Here is a 13,714-nt window from a genome sequence, read left to right as displayed (position 1 = left end):
GACACGAGCATCATGGCGAGCAGCACCACAGCGCAGGGCCATTCGTCGCGGAGAGCGGCGCGGATCACAGCAGCACCGCCCCGCCGGCAGCAGCCAGCTTGCGATCGATCCCCAGCGCGGCCAGTTCATCGTAAAGCGCCTCGCGGGTGTCGAACTGGATATTGGAAAGCCGGTCGATCGTTTCCTCAGCCGCGTGATCGGCAAGCGCATTGCTCAGCGCACGGTCGGCGGAAATGGCGCGCGCCCATTTGTCGCGCAGGGAGAGGGTTTCCGATGCTTCGGCGGTCAGGACGGGGGCAGCGAAGCTCATGCGGCACCTCGCGCTTTGGCGATGGCGGCCCTGCCCACGACTTGCAGGATGCGAAGATCATCCCAGCCTTCGCCGTTCAGGTACTCGCAATCCTCATCATCTTCGGAGCGCTGTATCCAGCGATCGATTTTTTCGACGAGGGCAAGCAGTTCCGGAGCGGCGGCGATCAGGCGGGAGAGTGCGACGGCCTCTTCAATGGTTGCGCCGAAGCACATTGCAACGAGGGCATTGGCCTCACTGCCGTCATGACACTTGCGGAAAATCGTGCTGACCCACGGGCGCACTCGGTCAACCTTGGCAAGAATAGCCTCATTGCCATCAGTCCACGGACCTTGGATGTGCGCCGCCGTCATGCCACTTCCCCCAGTCCAGCGCGGTCAGCATGGAAACTGTCCCGCCAGAACTGATCGCAGTCGCGGTAGGAAGCCTCGAACTCCTCGCTGTCGGCAATCAGCGCCTCGGCACCGCGTGCGCAGTCGTTGAAGTTGTCGAGCAGCAGTTGCGCTTCACGGGCGAACTCCGGATCACGGAGCGCTTCGGACAGGCGCAGCATCGTTTCGAGATTGCGGCGGGCTGCCTGCATGTAGGTCGCAAATACGCGGCCGGTGGCGATGACGGGCACAAGCGCTTCCTCGCGCGCCATATCCTGCGCCATGGGGGTGCGGAGCGGAATCATGCGGACTGCTCCGCTTCGATCCGCGCCAGTTCAGCCCGCAATTCGGCGGCACGTTCCTTGGCGCGCTCTTCCTCCGTCTTCTCGGGGGGATTGGCTGCGGCGAAGGCATCGACCGCGCCTTGCAGGCGGTCAGCGAGCGACTGGCCAGCGCTATAGCCGCAGCTAAACGCCTTATAGGCATCCTGCACCGAAGCGGAGAAAAATCCGCCAACGGCTCGATGCTGGCTGACGGTGATATTCTTCATCCCAGTGCGCTTGTTCAGCGCAATCAGGAATTCTCCGAACCGTTCGCAGAGAGCGATCTCATCTGCCGTCAGTTTCGTAGGTGTCTGCATCTTCGCCTCCATTGCCATCGCTGGCTGTGGAGGAAATATGTATGTGACGCATAAACCCGTCAAGAGGAAATATGCATGTGACGCATTTTATCTAGCGCGGCACGAATCGCCAACCTCGATCATGGCAAAAGGTCGATTTGTAGGAAACACCTTCCCACCCCTCAAAAAGAAACCCCGCCGGAGCGGGGTGGGGGATGTCAGCGCTTTCCAGAGAAAGCGGTTAGAACTAGGCCAGTCCAGCCTATTGCGAAAAATAGGCCGTACCGTTCCGCAAGCGGCTGCAAACAGTATGCTACGAGGCACATGACGGCGCACGCGCCGACCACCAATTTTCCAATTACGTCAGCGCCATCGCCTTCTTTCATCCCCTCGTCCCATCTCGGGCCGTTTCATCAAGTGCGCGAATAAAGGCGGCGATCTGATTCTGGCGTTCTTGATCAAGCCGCTTGACCATATCCACTACCAATCCGGCTTTGGTAGGATCGCGCCAAATCAACTCATCTGGCTCGCACCCATAAATTTCCGCCAGCGCCTCTAGTAGGTCCTGATTGTATGGCTGCTCCCCGCGCTCAATCCGTCCTAGCTGTGGTTGCGTGATATGTAACTCGGCAGCGACCTGCTCCAAGGTTCGCCCTGGCTTCATCTTCCGCCACTCGCGAAGATACGTTTTTCGCCGCTTCTGCACCATATGCGTATGATGCATGAGCCGCGCTCGCTTCGGAATGCGCCCTGACGCATATTCGAGCGTTGACAATTTATGCGTGGAATGCATATTCAGGGCTATGACCCTAGACACCTACCTCAAATCCAAGGCGATCAAGGAGGTGGATTTCGCCACCTTGATTGGCGTCCAGCAATCAACCGTCAACCGGCTGCGTAACGGGTCTGTTCCGACGAAGGATGTCATGGCGCGAATTTTCGAGGCGACCGATGGCGAAGTGCGCGCTGACGACTTTTTCGGACTGACAGCCACCCCCGCACCTCCCCGGAGGCGGTGTGAATGCTCCGCCATATCCCCATCATCCGCACCCTGTACGCCCTCCGCACCATGTGGCGCGAGGCGATCGGGGCTGATCTGCCGAGGTACTGATGTTCAAAATACTTGATCTCTTTTGCTGCGCCGGTGGGGCCGCAATGGGATACCATCAGGCTGGATTCGAGGTGGTCGGCGTCGATATAAAGCCGCAGCGCCGTTATCCATTCGAGTTCGTTCAAGCAGATTGTCTGAACCTTGATCCCGCATTCATTGCTTCGTTCGATGCCATCCATGCATCGCCTCCTTGCCAAGCCCACTCCCGCATTTCGCGGGTAAGTGGAAGGCAGGAACATCACGTCGATCGCATCGAAGAAACGCGCGATCTGCTGAAATCCAGCGGCAAGCCATGGATCATGGAGAACGTGGTTGGCGCGCCCCTGAATAATCCCATCATGCTTTGCGGCTCGATGTTCGCCCTGTCCACCACGTGCGGCGCGCAACTTCGCAGGCATCGCCTTTTCGAGACTAATTGGAATGTCGGCCTGCTGCCACAGTGCAATCACGGAGGCTCTGTCGTCGGCGTTTACGGCGGTCATGCTCATGACCACCGCCGGAAAGTCATTACCGTAACAGGCAGTACGCCACAAATGAATGTGGTGAGAAATCGCAGCCGATTGACCTTTCCGGTCGAAGAGGCGCGAAAGGCCATGGGTATCGACTGGATGACAATGGCCGAATTGTCGCAGGCAATACCTCCCGCTTACACGAAATGGATTGGCGAGAGGCTGCTTCAATTCCTTCATGTTCGGAGCGCCGCCTAACATGCGCGCTGACATCATCGGCTGGGTCGCGCTGGCTGTCCTGATCTGGGCTGTCGCGTGCGTTGCGATCGTCTGGGCAACCCATCGCTGGGTTAAGTGGGTCCATGACAGGGAGCGCGGGGAATGAGCGCCACCAAGTCCGACCTGCGCCGCGCGATCCTGCGCACCGCTGCGCTCACGCACTGGCGCCACAACCTCACCCGCCGGGCGCTGCCTTGCGCGGTCAATGATCGCCCCTCGGGTCGCGCCGAAGGGCAGGAGGCGGCGGCCTCCATCCTCTCCCGGCTCGCCGCCTCCACTGTTCCCGAGATTTCCCACTCCCCCGCCCTGCCCGAAACAGGAGCCTGAAACTATGTCCGATTTTGCGCTGCGTCATAAGCGAACACACCTCCGTCTCGTTAACTGCGATGGCGTCAGGGTGCCGGTTTTCAGCCGCGAGGGCCTTTTGCAGACCGCGTTCGATCCCGCGATGTACGCGGCTGCGGTGGATTATGCTGCGGTGCATTACCCGCGATCGATGCTGGGGAGGCGGGGGATATGAGGCCCGTTATCACCAAGACCGATCATTTCGCCGAACTGCTGTCGCAGGGCATCGAGGTCCGTGAGGCTGGCGAGCGCCTCGGTCTGACTGCGGTTCAGGCGCGCGACACCCTACGCCGAATCCGTCGCAAGCTGGGAGCGCAGGCCGTATGAGCATCGCCTGCCCGACTTCCCACCTGCACGACCATGCCCATGGTGGCATCCGGCGCGATCGCAGCGAGGACGGCCCCCGCGCCTATGCCGCGCAACTGGCCCGCTATATCACCGACGCATCCACGATCCGCGCGCGCGTCATGGACTTCTACGGCCGGGCGCCGACGCTGCGCCAGATCGAGGAACTGCAGCACGCTGAGACCGCGCCTGTCCGCGAATACCGGCGTGTTTCCGATATGCTGGGCGTCCCCGAAGGTGATCCCGACGATTTCCGCGTGCGGCCCGTCCAGATGAAGCAACGTGAGATTGCGGCGCTGCCCAAGCTGAAACCGGTTGTTCACTTCCGCGAACCGGAACCGCGCCGCGTCCGCGACCAGACCAAGCACCTGGATGCGCCGGAACTGCCTGCGCCTGCCAATGGGCCGGTGACGTGGCATGAAATTGTCCGTGCGGTCGCACAGGCCTATCGTGTCACGGCTGCCGATATCATCGGGCCGTCGCGCGCAAAGCCCGTCGTGATCCCGCGCCGGGTCTGCATCTACATCCTGCACAAGCGCGGCCGGGCCAGCCTGCCACAGATCGGCAAGTGGCTGGGCGGCCGGAATCATTCCACGGTGATGCACAACATCCGCATGTTCGAGGACTGCGCGGATGCCGATATGCGCCGGGTGGCCGCGCTGTTTCTGGGAGACGGGCAATGACCGCCCCCAAAGACATGAGCGTTTTCGCGCTTACCGCGTCGGCCTACGAAATCGCCGAATTTCTCGACGTGTTGGGGTCTCGGGAGAAGTCCGCCGTGATCCGCGAGCTTATCAATCGCGTGATCCCGACGAAGGTCATCCCTTCGCGAGGTTTGAAGGCGGTTGCGGTGCCAGCGCCAACTCCGGCCACGAGTGAAATGGTCTGGTGCGATCAATGTGACCGTCGTGTCGCCGGCAGCATGGCCACGACCTGCAAGAGCCGGTTCTGTTCACTGAGGAAATCCGCATGAACTTCCTGCGCCTGTTCCGCCGCCGTCCCGATGCATCCGAGGCCGCGCGCGTCCTGTCCAGCATCCACGCCCGCAACGAGCTTGAGCGCCGCCGTCAGCGCACGTTCGAAATGCGGACCGCCATGGGCCTGCCGACGCCGCCCGAGTTTCTGCCGTTGTCTGAGCGGTGAGGCCGCGCCTTTGAGTTTCCTTGGGGCGCAAAGGCGCGGCGCTCCAGTGCTTTTTAACCCGCGCCGTGGAGTATGACAATGAAGACCGACGAGTTCGACCCTGATACCGGCGAGGTGTTCGAGGAAGCCGCCGCCGATGGTGGCCGCCGCTACCCTGCTGCGAATACGCTGTCCGACCTGCTGATGATGCTCAAGGACGGGCAGTTCAACAGCGACAGCACCGATCCGCTCAAGGAATTCGCGACCAAACTGGAAGCCGCCGGTATCGATGGCAACCGCAAGGTAAAGGGTAAGATTACCCTTTCGATCGAAGTGGAATTCGACCCCACCCGCGAATTCTCTGTGCTGACGCCTTCGCTGGCGTTCAAGCTGCCAGTCGAAAAGCACGGCGCAACCGTGGCGTGGTTCACGTCTGACGGCCGGCTCAGCCCGAACAAGCCCCGCCAGGGAAATTTGTTTGGTAATATCAGGGAGGTTTCTTTGCCTTCAACTGAAGTTCGGTCTGCCTAATCATGGCGCGAGACATCAGCGAAGCGGTCACAATCGACCAACTCAAACAGTTAGTCGATCTTGATCCTCTTACGGGAGGTTTGACCTGGCGTGAACGCATGATCGAGCACTTCGCTGATGCCGAGTGCCCAATAGGCTCGATGCGGGCATGGAATACTCGCTTCGCGGGCAAGTCTGCCTTCGCCAAAAAGCTGGCGAATGGCTACCTGACTGGTCGCCTGTTTGGTTTTCCGGTTGTGGCGCATCGTGTCGTTTGGGCGCTTTCGACCGGAGCATGGGCCGCCCCATGGCCCGCCTGCCAAATCGATCACATCAACGGAATTCGAACAGACAACCGACCTGAAAATCTGCGGATCGTTTCTGCGAGCGAGAATTGCCGCAACCAACGCCTGCGCCAGAACAACATGTCCGGCGCGCTAGGCGTCAATTGGGACAAGCGGCACGGCCGCTGGGCAGCCAAAATTCAGCATGACGGAAAGCGGCATTTTCTTGGCCGGTTCAAATCCAAGGATGATGCCATTGCCGCCAGAAAAGCTGCCGAGCAGCAATACCAATACCACCCAAATCACGGAACGCGCTGAGGCGCACAGAAGGAATCCACACATGACTGAGACCAAGACCGACCTTGTCGCCGATCGCACCGGCGAAATCATGGCCACCGCCTTTTCCAAGGCCGAAGACCATCTGCGCACCAATATCGAGAACATTGCAGATCCCCGCGACGGCACGCAGGCACCGTTTGCGATCGGCCAGAACGGCGCGCATTCCCTGATCCCCGCCGCGTCCTGGGATGAATACCGCGCTTTTCCACTCGCGCGGACGGGCAAAGCGACGCTGACGCAACTGCCGTCGTTCATCGACGTGGTGAACCGCTTCAAGTTCGCGCATTCGGCGATCTACGCGGTCGATGATTTCACCAAGCCGTCGCTGACCGCGATCTTCGATTACCATCCGGAAAATGGCGCGGCCGGCGTCAATCCCGCTCAGCCGATGCGTCACCGGGCCAGCTATGCGTTCCCTCTTTCCGAAGAATGGAAGGCATGGATCGCCAAGAACAACACGCCGATGGGCATGGGCGATTTTGCGCAGTTCCTCGAAACGCGCATTGTCGATGTGTCTGATGATCCGGTGTCCAGCTGGTCGGCGCCGGCGCAGAAGTTCGCCAAGGCCAACCGCGCCACGACGGACGGCGCCGTTGCATCGCCTACGCGGCTTGTCGATCTCTCGCTGAAGTTCCGCATCTACGAAACGGCGGAATCGTGCGAAGCGGTAAATCTCACGTCGGGCGAGACGCAACTGACGTTCGTTTCCGAACACAAGCAGGCTGACGGCAAGCCAGTCGATTTCCCCAAGCTGTTCTCGATCACCATCCCGGTGTTCGCGCGCTCGACCGAAATGTTCCGGATCATTGCGCGCCTTCGCTATCGCCTGGCGTCGGGCAAGCCGGTGTTCTGGTACGAACTGTGGCGGCATGACCTGACGTTCGAAACCGCGTTCAACGAAGCGCTCGCCACCGTCGCCGAACAGACCGGCCTCCCGATCTACTCCGGCACTCCGGAGGCGTAATCCGGTGATCGTCCTGCCCTTCCCTCCTTCGTCGCTCTCCGGCCATGCCAAGGGCAACTGGTACAGCAAGTCCCCCATTGTGCGCAAATGGCGTGCATGGGCGTTTGCCGCTGCCAAGGAGGCGAAGGCGCAGGCACCGGCCACGGGCGACATCATTGTGCGTGTCAGGTTCATTCCGCCCGATCGGCGCGGTGATCGCGTGAACTTCCCGAACCGCTGCAAGCCAATCTTCGACGGGATCGCCGACGCGCTCAAGGTCAACGACCAGCGCTTCCTCCCCGTGTTCGAGTTTGCCGAGCCCTGCAAGCCCGGCCGTGTTGAAATCCAGATCGGGGAGGGTGTGTGAGCAATCAGACCACCAGCGCACAGGATGCGAACGAAGCGTTCGATCTCCACGCCAGCCTCTCCAAGGTTGAGGCCGAAGTCGCCTGCCTGCGTGAGAACGCGACGTGGCAGAAAATCCGCGCCGACATCTATCAGCGCTTTGAACGCGCATTCGAGGCGGTGCAATGAACGCGCAGACCGCTATCGTGACTGAATTGCCTGCGCCCGCTGACATCTCGAATGTCGAGGCCGAGGCCATCCTGCTTGGCGGGATAATGGTCTATCCGAACAAGATCGATCGCGTTGCCGACATCCTGCGCGCCGAGGACTTCCGCTCCCCGCTTCATGGCCGCCTGTTCGATACGCTGGTGCATCAGGCATCGCTTGGGCGTGGTGTCTCGCCGGTCGCCATCAAGGGCATGTTCGAGGATGATCCTGAACTGGCCGAGGTCGGCGGTGTCAGTTATCTCGCCCGGCTGACCAGCGTCATTGAAATCGGCCTGCTAGACGAACGCGAACTGGCAAAGCAGATCATCGACCTCGCCGATCGCCGCCGGATGCGCGCCGGGCTGCTCGAAGCCGTCGCCAAGTGTTCGGACCTGACCGCCCCGCTTCCCGAAATCGCTTCCTGCGCCGATGCCGCCGTATCCGCCCGCGCCGAAACCGGTCTGGTTGAAGCCGATGCCGGGGACTGTGTGGCGTCGTTCATGGCCGAGATGGATGCGGAGACCAATGGCGTCGTCTGCAACGTCATCCCCGAAATGGATGATCTTCTCGGCAACCCGCGCCCCAAGAGCCTGACGATACTTGCCGGACGCCCAGGCATGGGCAAGACCGCCGTCGCCTGCTCCTACGCTCGTGGCGCCGCCGACAATGGCCATGGCGTCCTGTTCGTCACTCTGGAGATGTCCAAGGAGCAACTGACGGGGCGCCTGATCGCCGATGCCCTGTTCGACGACGAGCGCCATCGCGTGCCCTACGCCGCGATCCAGAACCGCCCGAACGATTTTCAGCGCCGCATGATCGGCCGCGCCGGGGAATACCTCTCTGGCTTGCCCCTGACCGTCGTGGACACCGGAAGCCTGACCGTGGGCCGTCTCGATATGCTGGTGCGCCGGCACAAGCGCAGGATGGCCGCCCGTGGCGTCTCGCTTGATCTCGTCGTCGTCGATTACCTGCAGCTGTTGCACCCGGACACCAAGGGCCGGAGCGCCTACGAAGCGATCTCGGAAATCAGCAAGCGCTTGAAGGGCATCGCCAAGGATCATGACATCGCGATGCTGGCGCTGGCCCAGCTTTCGCGCACGGTGGAACAACGGCAGGACAAACGGCCCTTGCTTTCAGATCTCCGCGACAGTGGCCAGATCGAACAGGACGCCGATGCAGTGATGTTCCTGCTGCGGGAAGAATACTACCTGCAACAGACCGAGCCGCAGGACGATCCCGAAAAGCACGAGACCTGGGAGCGCCAGCTAGAGCGCTGCCGGGGCGTTATCGAGTTCATTCTGGCCAAGCGGCGCAACGGCACGACCGGGACCGCCAAGGGCCGGTTCTATGCTCCCTATCAGGCGGTGAGGTAAGAATATGGCACGTTCAATTTCCAAACGTCTCCGCTTCGAGATTTTTAAGCGCGACGAGTTCGCTTGCCAGTATTGCGGCGCTCATCCGCCACAGGTTGTCTTGGAACTTGACCATGTCATTCCGGTCTCGCTTGGTGGAGAGGATGATGCGGATAATCTGGTCACATCGTGCTTTGCTTGCAATCGCGGCAAGTCAGCCACTCCTCTTGATGCCGTACCCAAATCGCTTGCGGACAAGGCTGCTGACGTTGCCGAGCGCGAAGAGCAGTTGAAAGGCTACAGTGCCGTGCTTGCAGCACGCAGGGAGCGTGTCGAGGACGAAATCTGGCAGGCCTTTGGGCATTGGCGCGGGCAAACCGAAACCACGCACGCAAAATTTTCCAGTATGAAAACGTTCATCGAACGCTTGGGCATCAACGAAGTGCTGGAAGCGATCGATATCACGCTGGGGGCCGAAATTTATAGTTCGGCCAATGAGTGGAAATATTTCTGCGGGGTCTGCTGGCGCAAAATCAAAGGTGACCGATGAGCAAGCGCCCATCATTTCAGTTTTACCCGTCCGACTGGCGCACCGAAGCCGGATTGCGTCTCTGTTCGCTCGCCGCGCGCGGCCTGTGGATTGAGATGCTGACGCTTATGCATGATGGGGAACCCTATGGCCACCTCACCATCGATGGCGAACAAATCAGCGTGGAAATGCTGTCGCGTTTGATCGGGGAGACGCCAAATCTTGTCAAAAAACTTCTCAAAGAACTGGAGGCGCGTAAAGTGTTCTCCAGAACAGACGATGGCATGATCTTCAGCCGCCGGATGGTGCGTGATGAAGATGCCAGGGAACGTCGCGCTGCCGGAGGTTCTGCCGGTGCCGCGCATGGTTACAAGGGGGCTTCTCACGGATCGAAAGGCGGCCGTCCGCGCAAGGATAAAACCCCCGAAACTGAAAAACTAAGGGGGGATAAAAAACCCCCCTCCACCCCGGTTTCAAAACCCTCCCCTTCATCTTCATCTTCATCTTCTACCCCCCTACCCCCAAGTACCATTTCGAGGGCAGGACTATCCGGCTCAACAAGGCCGATTACGATCAATGGGCAGAAGCATATCCGTTCCTCCCCGACCTGACCGCCGAACTGGAAAGCATCGATCTCTGGTTGGGAAAGGCTGACGAGGTGACACGGAAGCGTTGGTTCCACGCCGTCTCACGGATGCTGGAACGCTCGAACAAGGAACACGCGGCGGCGGCCAAAGCCCGCTCCGAGGAGGAGGAGCGCTTCAACCGGCGCTTCCCCGAACGCGAACTGACCGAAAGCGACGCGAGGGCGCTCATGACCCCCGAAGAGTTCAACCGGTGGATGGCCAGGAGGGTGGCGTGACCATGCTTGCCGTTTCCGTTTCTCAACCTGACATCGCGGTTCTTGCCATGGCTCGCCGTTCCCGCTTCCGCCCCTGCGCTATCACGCTGCCCCAGGATCGCATCGCAGCGGACATCGACACGCTACCGCTCTGGACATGGGTCAGGAACAGACCGGCCGCGATCAACAAGGGCGGAAAGCCGCGCCACGGCAAGCCCATCGTCAAGCACTGCATTTCGTGCGGCTGCGTGATCAACCGCGGATCGCGGGGGCATTGTCGTCCCTGCGGGCACATCGGCCTCAAGCGCGAGGTTCCGGACGACTTCCGCGCTGTCCTGCTCAAGCTAGGCTCGCACGGTGCCGCTCGCCACTTCAAGGCCAGCCTCTCCACCGTCACCCGCTGGCGCCGCGAAATCAGCATGAGCAAGCACGAGCGGGCCAAGCGCACCAGCGCCGGGCCGCGTCCGTTCGCTTCGGGATTTCAGCAACGGCCATTGCTGTGCAACCGTGACGTTACCGTCGCGGGACAGGCTGCGGACTTCCTGCGCAAGTTCGGGGCCGTGTACCGCTGCGACGCCGATGGGAAGCCGAACGCCAAGGGATCACACTGGAAGCGGAATTTCTCGGTGCTGACGGATGATGAACTGATGGGCCGGGCCGAGAGGCTGGGCTGGTCTGCGGTGGAGATGTGATGATGGCTATTCACCGTGCAAGACGATGCCAGGACTGCGGGTTAGAGATAAATCGGAACAGCTTGAGCCGGTGCAGGCGATGCATGGGCATTGCATCAAGGCGACCAGTACCAAACGATTTCATGACCATGCTGCCGCTGATCGGATCGATTCAATGCGCCCGACATTACGGAGCCAGTCTGAGCACCATTACCCGCTGGCGAAACGAGATTGGAATCATGCGCGGAAGTCGCGCGCCGGTTGCATGGGATTTGCGGAGTTACGCAGAATGACCCTTACCCCTAAGCAGCAGCGCTTCATTGAAGAATACCTTATCGACCTGAACGCCACGCAGGCGGCGATCCGGGCAGGATACAGCGCGAAGACGGCTAAGCAGCAGGGAGGAAGGCTGTTGACGAATGTTGACGTCTCATCGGCGCTCGTAGCGGCAAAGACGGCAAGGTCGGAACGGACGCGCGTCGATGCGGATTGGGTGCTGCAACGCCTTGAGCTTGAGGCTGAAGCAGACCTTGCCGATCTCTACGACGAACACGGCGGCTTGAAGCCGGTCCACCAGTGGCCGCTCATCTGGCGCAAGGGCCTCGTCGCAGGCATCGACGTTGAGGAGATCAAGATCGAGGGCATTGTGGTCGGCTCTATCCGAAAGGTGAAATTGTCAGAGCGCATCAAGCGCATTGATCTGATCGGCCGGCATGTCAGCGTCGGGGCATTCAAGGATGCAGAAACCAGCGTCATCGTCAATCTGCCCCCTCCGCCTACGTACAACATCACTGAGAAATGACGAGTGAGGTTATCGACATCTTCCCGGCCTATCGGGACTACCTGCAACCGGCGCGCTTCAAGGTGGCGTATGGTGGGCGCGGCAGTGCCAAGACGCGCACTTTCTGCACGATCCTCACCAGCAATGTGCTTTACCATGGCTGGCGCGTGGTGTGCTTCCGCGAGATCATGGAGAGCATTGCCGATAGCGTCTATCAGGAGTTTGTGGCTGAGATCGAGCGGCGCGGGTTGGATGATCACTTCGAAATCCTCAAGACCGAGATCAAGTGCAAGACCAGCGGCGGCTGCATCCGGTTCAGCGGCATCAAGGCAAGCGCTACGCGGTTGAACACGCAGAAGCTCAAGGGCTTTTCTGACTTCGACGCGGCATGGCTGGAAGAGGCCAACCCAGTCACGGATGAAAGCTGGCGCGCGCTGATCCCGACCATGCGCAAGAGTGGTTCGGAAATCTGGGTGTCGTTCAACCCCGAAAACCCGCTTGAAAACACATACCAGCGCTTCGTGGCCGATCCGATGTATCCGCCAGAAAAGGACGGGCGCGCCTACTGCATCGTCAAGAAAATCAACTTCACCGACAACCCGCGATTCCCGCGCGAGTTGCAAGACGACGCCGAGCTGATGCAGCTCTCCGACCCTGAGCTTTACCGTCACGTTTACCTGGGCGAGCCGGTGGCCGACAACGCGCTGTCGATCATCAAGCCGATGTGGGTGCAGGCAGCGATCGACGCTCACCTGCATATCGACGGTTTCCCTATGACCGGCGGCAAAATCGGCGGCTTCGACGTCAGCGGCGGGGTCGAGGGGGATGTGGCGGCGCCGAAAATGCAGGATCCGAACGCGATTGCGTGGCGCTACGGTTGCGTCCTCTCAGGGCTTGAGGAATGGCACGACGAGAACCCGAACGCCGCTGCTGATTATGCCCACGGCATCGTCATGCGCGAGGGTCTCGACACGCTCCATATCGACAACATCGGCGTTGGTGCATCGGTACCGGGAGAGCTGCGTCGGCTGGAGGCGGCGGCAAAGGCAAAGGCTATTTCCATCGGCATCCCGTTCCGTGCATGCCGATACAATGGCTGGACCGCTTCGGAGTCGCCCGACCGGCCGGACCGTGAATATATGCCAGGCAAGACGCACGGCGATATGTTTGCTAACCTCAAGGCGCAAGGCTGGGGGCTGCTCGCCGACCGCTTCCGCAATACTTGGCAGGCGCGAAATGGCTTACCTTACGACCGAAAGCAGCTGATCTCGATACCGTCAGGCCTGCCTTTGCGCGAGAAGCTGGCGGCCGAACTGTCGCAGCCCCGGCGCGAGAGCGTGAACGGCCACATGAAGGTCGAGAGTAAGAAGTCGCTGAAGAAGCGCGGCATCCCGTCGCATAACCTCGCCGACGCTGTCGTCATGGCCTATTGGGAGGGCCAACGCAGCGCGACAATCAGCGATGAGGCTTTGCGGGCTGCATGAAGTCCGGACCGAGGTCCAAGAGCACCTCGGTCACGGTCTGCGCTTCCATTTCCTCCAGTGCATCGCAGGCCGCTTTCGCCTCGTCTGCGGTGGCGCCGATTTTCAACAGGACTTCCTCCCGCTCGGCGCGTGTCTTCATGCCCATAAAGGCTTCCCGGAGCAGATCGGCGAGTTTCAGCACGCCGGGGCCTTACCACAGTTCGATGGCGCGTAACATGGACCTTACACCGACGTAGCGAGGTTATCATGCTCCATCCGGCAAAGGCATTCGACGATTTCGACACCAGCGCGGCTCGCGTCAACGAAATGAACGACAACGACGTTTGGCTCGAAGCCGGCCGCTTGATCGTTGCGCGCCATGCCATGGCCAATGGCTACGCTGCCCCGGAAGTGCATGAGGACACCACGACTTCGGGCAAGCGTCGGCTATGGTGGATCGACGGGAAAGGCAACAAGCTGCAGTACGCGCCGGACTGA

The 13,714-nt window shown here is 60.6% G+C and carries 25 protein-coding genes; 19 read left to right on the top strand and 6 right to left on the bottom strand.

Annotated elements, in window-relative coordinates:
• Positions 1 to 64 precede the first annotated feature (64 nt).
• From F1640_RS15070 to F1640_RS15050, 5 genes are all read right to left on the bottom strand, one after another.
• Positions 65 to 310, bottom strand: coding sequence for a hypothetical protein (locus F1640_RS15070; protein ID WP_194919941.1), 246 nt, complete (start codon positions 308 to 310; stop codon positions 65 to 67).
• A complete protein-coding gene (locus F1640_RS15065) occupies positions 307 to 663 on the bottom strand; it encodes a hypothetical protein (RefSeq protein WP_194919939.1) in 357 nt (118 codons plus the stop codon). The genes F1640_RS15070 and F1640_RS15065 overlap by 4 nt, the downstream gene beginning before the upstream one ends.
• Positions 660 to 986, bottom strand: coding sequence for a hypothetical protein (locus tag F1640_RS15060; protein WP_194919938.1), 327 nt, complete (start codon positions 984 to 986; stop codon positions 660 to 662). Before F1640_RS15060 ends, F1640_RS15065 begins: the two co-directional genes overlap by 4 nt.
• Positions 983 to 1,321, bottom strand: a complete 339-nt coding sequence (locus F1640_RS15055; protein ID WP_194919937.1) for a hypothetical protein — start codon at positions 1,319 to 1,321, stop codon at positions 983 to 985. Before F1640_RS15055 ends, F1640_RS15060 begins: the two co-directional genes overlap by 4 nt.
• A 361-nt stretch (positions 1,322 to 1,682) precedes the next feature.
• Positions 1,683 to 2,024 carry a helix-turn-helix domain-containing protein gene (locus F1640_RS15050; protein WP_194919936.1) on the bottom strand — a complete coding sequence of 114 codons (342 nt, stop codon included), beginning with the start codon at positions 2,022 to 2,024 and terminating at the stop codon, positions 1,683 to 1,685.
• Between the two features lie 386 nt (positions 2,025 to 2,410).
• On the opposite strand from F1640_RS15050, the gene F1640_RS15045 reads away from it, so the two are divergent.
• The 18 genes from F1640_RS15045 to F1640_RS14960 all read left to right on the top strand — a co-directional run bounded on the left by F1640_RS15045 (position 2,411) and on the right by F1640_RS14960 (position 13,237).
• Positions 2,411 to 3,118, top strand: a complete 708-nt coding sequence (locus tag F1640_RS15045) for a DNA cytosine methyltransferase (protein WP_194919935.1) — start codon at positions 2,411 to 2,413, stop codon at positions 3,116 to 3,118.
• A 123-nt stretch (positions 3,119 to 3,241) separates the two neighbouring features.
• Positions 3,242 to 3,466: a hypothetical protein gene (locus tag F1640_RS15040; RefSeq protein WP_194919934.1), complete on the top strand. Its 225-nt coding sequence runs from the start codon at positions 3,242 to 3,244 to the stop codon at positions 3,464 to 3,466.
• A 189-nt stretch (positions 3,467 to 3,655) separates the two neighbouring features.
• Complete coding sequence (locus tag F1640_RS15035; RefSeq protein ID WP_194919933.1) at positions 3,656 to 3,811, top strand: hypothetical protein; 156 nt, start codon at positions 3,656 to 3,658, stop codon at positions 3,809 to 3,811.
• A complete protein-coding gene (locus F1640_RS15030) occupies positions 3,808 to 4,512 on the top strand; it encodes a helix-turn-helix domain-containing protein (protein ID WP_194919932.1) in 705 nt (234 codons plus the stop codon). Before F1640_RS15035 ends, F1640_RS15030 begins: the two co-directional genes overlap by 4 nt.
• Positions 4,509 to 4,802, top strand: a complete 294-nt coding sequence (locus F1640_RS15025) for a hypothetical protein (protein ID WP_194919930.1) — start codon at positions 4,509 to 4,511, stop codon at positions 4,800 to 4,802. The genes F1640_RS15030 and F1640_RS15025 overlap by 4 nt, the downstream gene beginning before the upstream one ends.
• The gene (locus F1640_RS15020; RefSeq protein ID WP_194919928.1) at positions 4,799 to 4,972 is read left to right on the top strand and encodes a hypothetical protein; all 174 of its coding nucleotides are present in this window, start codon (positions 4,799 to 4,801) and stop codon (positions 4,970 to 4,972) included. Before F1640_RS15025 ends, F1640_RS15020 begins: the two co-directional genes overlap by 4 nt.
• Before the next feature lie 78 nt (positions 4,973 to 5,050).
• Positions 5,051 to 5,482, top strand: a complete 432-nt coding sequence (locus F1640_RS15015; protein ID WP_194919927.1) for a hypothetical protein — start codon at positions 5,051 to 5,053, stop codon at positions 5,480 to 5,482.
• Positions 5,483 to 5,484: 2 nt separating this feature from the next.
• Positions 5,485 to 6,063: an HNH endonuclease signature motif containing protein gene (locus F1640_RS15010; RefSeq protein WP_194919925.1), complete on the top strand. Its 579-nt coding sequence runs from the start codon at positions 5,485 to 5,487 to the stop codon at positions 6,061 to 6,063.
• Between the two features lie 22 nt (positions 6,064 to 6,085).
• On the top strand, positions 6,086 to 7,048 hold the full coding sequence (locus F1640_RS15005; RefSeq protein WP_194919923.1) for a DUF2303 family protein: 963 nt from the start codon (positions 6,086 to 6,088) through the stop codon (positions 7,046 to 7,048).
• Between the two features lie 4 nt (positions 7,049 to 7,052).
• Entirely contained in the window at positions 7,053 to 7,394 is a 342-nt protein-coding gene (locus F1640_RS15000) for a hypothetical protein (protein WP_194919922.1), read from the top strand.
• Positions 7,391 to 7,561, top strand: coding sequence for a hypothetical protein (locus F1640_RS14995; RefSeq protein WP_194919920.1), 171 nt, complete (start codon positions 7,391 to 7,393; stop codon positions 7,559 to 7,561). The genes F1640_RS15000 and F1640_RS14995 overlap by 4 nt, the downstream gene beginning before the upstream one ends.
• A complete protein-coding gene (locus F1640_RS14990) occupies positions 7,558 to 8,952 on the top strand; it encodes a DnaB-like helicase C-terminal domain-containing protein (RefSeq protein ID WP_194919918.1) in 1,395 nt (464 codons plus the stop codon). Before F1640_RS14995 ends, F1640_RS14990 begins: the two co-directional genes overlap by 4 nt.
• 4 nt (positions 8,953 to 8,956) lie before the next feature.
• Positions 8,957 to 9,481, top strand: coding sequence for an HNH endonuclease (locus tag F1640_RS14985; protein WP_194919915.1), 525 nt, complete (start codon positions 8,957 to 8,959; stop codon positions 9,479 to 9,481).
• A complete protein-coding gene (locus tag F1640_RS14980) occupies positions 9,478 to 10,071 on the top strand; it encodes a hypothetical protein (protein ID WP_194919914.1) in 594 nt (197 codons plus the stop codon). The genes F1640_RS14985 and F1640_RS14980 overlap by 4 nt, the downstream gene beginning before the upstream one ends.
• A gap of 47 nt (positions 10,072 to 10,118) precedes the next feature.
• On the top strand, positions 10,119 to 10,322 hold the full coding sequence (locus F1640_RS14975) for a hypothetical protein (RefSeq protein ID WP_194919912.1): 204 nt from the start codon (positions 10,119 to 10,121) through the stop codon (positions 10,320 to 10,322).
• Positions 10,319 to 10,993 carry a hypothetical protein gene (locus F1640_RS14970; protein ID WP_194919911.1) on the top strand — a complete coding sequence of 225 codons (675 nt, stop codon included), beginning with the start codon at positions 10,319 to 10,321 and terminating at the stop codon, positions 10,991 to 10,993. The genes F1640_RS14975 and F1640_RS14970 overlap by 4 nt, the downstream gene beginning before the upstream one ends.
• 268 nt (positions 10,994 to 11,261) lie before the next feature.
• Entirely contained in the window at positions 11,262 to 11,774 is a 513-nt protein-coding gene (locus F1640_RS14965; RefSeq protein WP_194919910.1) for a terminase small subunit, read from the top strand.
• Positions 11,771 to 13,237 carry a PBSX family phage terminase large subunit gene (locus tag F1640_RS14960; protein ID WP_194919909.1) on the top strand — a complete coding sequence of 489 codons (1,467 nt, stop codon included), beginning with the start codon at positions 11,771 to 11,773 and terminating at the stop codon, positions 13,235 to 13,237. Before F1640_RS14965 ends, F1640_RS14960 begins: the two co-directional genes overlap by 4 nt.
• On the opposite strand, the gene F1640_RS14955 is transcribed toward F1640_RS14960, so the two are convergent.
• Entirely contained in the window at positions 13,209 to 13,418 is a 210-nt protein-coding gene (locus F1640_RS14955) for a hypothetical protein (protein WP_194919908.1), read from the bottom strand. The two genes, F1640_RS14960 and F1640_RS14955, sit on opposite strands and share 29 nt — an antisense overlap.
• A gap of 65 nt (positions 13,419 to 13,483) precedes the next feature.
• Here F1640_RS14955 and F1640_RS14950 point away from each other — a divergent pair, with 65 nt between their 5' ends.
• Positions 13,484 to 13,714 (top strand): hypothetical protein, encoded by a 231-nt coding sequence (locus tag F1640_RS14950; RefSeq protein ID WP_194919907.1) that lies wholly within the window; start codon positions 13,484 to 13,486, stop codon positions 13,712 to 13,714.

Source organism: Novosphingobium sp. NBM11 (assembly GCF_015390225.1).
Classification (GTDB): Bacteria; Pseudomonadota; Alphaproteobacteria; order Sphingomonadales; family Sphingomonadaceae; genus Novosphingobium.
Note: the sequence above shows the minus strand (reverse complement) of the source record. Positions and strands in the feature narration are given on the sequence as shown.

Coding starts and splice junctions, on each gene's coding strand:
- F1640_RS15045 (WP_194919935.1), top strand. CDS start 2,411: ATGTTCAAAATACTTGATCTCTTTTGCTGCGCCGGTGGGGCCGCAATG.
- F1640_RS14965 (WP_194919910.1), top strand. CDS start 11,262: ATGACCCTTACCCCTAAGCAGCAGCGCTTCATTGAAGAATACCTTATC.
- F1640_RS15060 (WP_194919938.1), bottom strand. CDS start 986: ATGATTCCGCTCCGCACCCCCATGGCGCAGGATATGGCGCGCGAGGAA.
- F1640_RS15010 (WP_194919925.1), top strand. CDS start 5,485: ATGGCGCGAGACATCAGCGAAGCGGTCACAATCGACCAACTCAAACAG.
- F1640_RS14960 (WP_194919909.1), top strand. CDS start 11,771: ATGACGAGTGAGGTTATCGACATCTTCCCGGCCTATCGGGACTACCTG.
- F1640_RS15065 (WP_194919939.1), bottom strand. CDS start 663: ATGACGGCGGCGCACATCCAAGGTCCGTGGACTGATGGCAATGAGGCT.
- F1640_RS15050 (WP_194919936.1), bottom strand. CDS start 2,024: ATGCATCATACGCATATGGTGCAGAAGCGGCGAAAAACGTATCTTCGC.
- F1640_RS15020 (WP_194919928.1), top strand. CDS start 4,799: ATGAACTTCCTGCGCCTGTTCCGCCGCCGTCCCGATGCATCCGAGGCC.
- F1640_RS15025 (WP_194919930.1), top strand. CDS start 4,509: ATGACCGCCCCCAAAGACATGAGCGTTTTCGCGCTTACCGCGTCGGCC.
- F1640_RS15005 (WP_194919923.1), top strand. CDS start 6,086: ATGACTGAGACCAAGACCGACCTTGTCGCCGATCGCACCGGCGAAATC.
- F1640_RS15030 (WP_194919932.1), top strand. CDS start 3,808: ATGAGCATCGCCTGCCCGACTTCCCACCTGCACGACCATGCCCATGGT.
- F1640_RS14950 (WP_194919907.1), top strand. CDS start 13,484: ATGCTCCATCCGGCAAAGGCATTCGACGATTTCGACACCAGCGCGGCT.
- F1640_RS15070 (WP_194919941.1), bottom strand. CDS start 310: ATGAGCTTCGCTGCCCCCGTCCTGACCGCCGAAGCATCGGAAACCCTC.
- F1640_RS15015 (WP_194919927.1), top strand. CDS start 5,051: ATGAAGACCGACGAGTTCGACCCTGATACCGGCGAGGTGTTCGAGGAA.
- F1640_RS15035 (WP_194919933.1), top strand. CDS start 3,656: ATGAGGCCCGTTATCACCAAGACCGATCATTTCGCCGAACTGCTGTCG.
- F1640_RS15055 (WP_194919937.1), bottom strand. CDS start 1,321: ATGCAGACACCTACGAAACTGACGGCAGATGAGATCGCTCTCTGCGAA.
- F1640_RS14985 (WP_194919915.1), top strand. CDS start 8,957: ATGGCACGTTCAATTTCCAAACGTCTCCGCTTCGAGATTTTTAAGCGC.
- F1640_RS14990 (WP_194919918.1), top strand. CDS start 7,558: ATGAACGCGCAGACCGCTATCGTGACTGAATTGCCTGCGCCCGCTGAC.
- F1640_RS14980 (WP_194919914.1), top strand. CDS start 9,478: ATGAGCAAGCGCCCATCATTTCAGTTTTACCCGTCCGACTGGCGCACC.
- F1640_RS15040 (WP_194919934.1), top strand. CDS start 3,242: ATGAGCGCCACCAAGTCCGACCTGCGCCGCGCGATCCTGCGCACCGCT.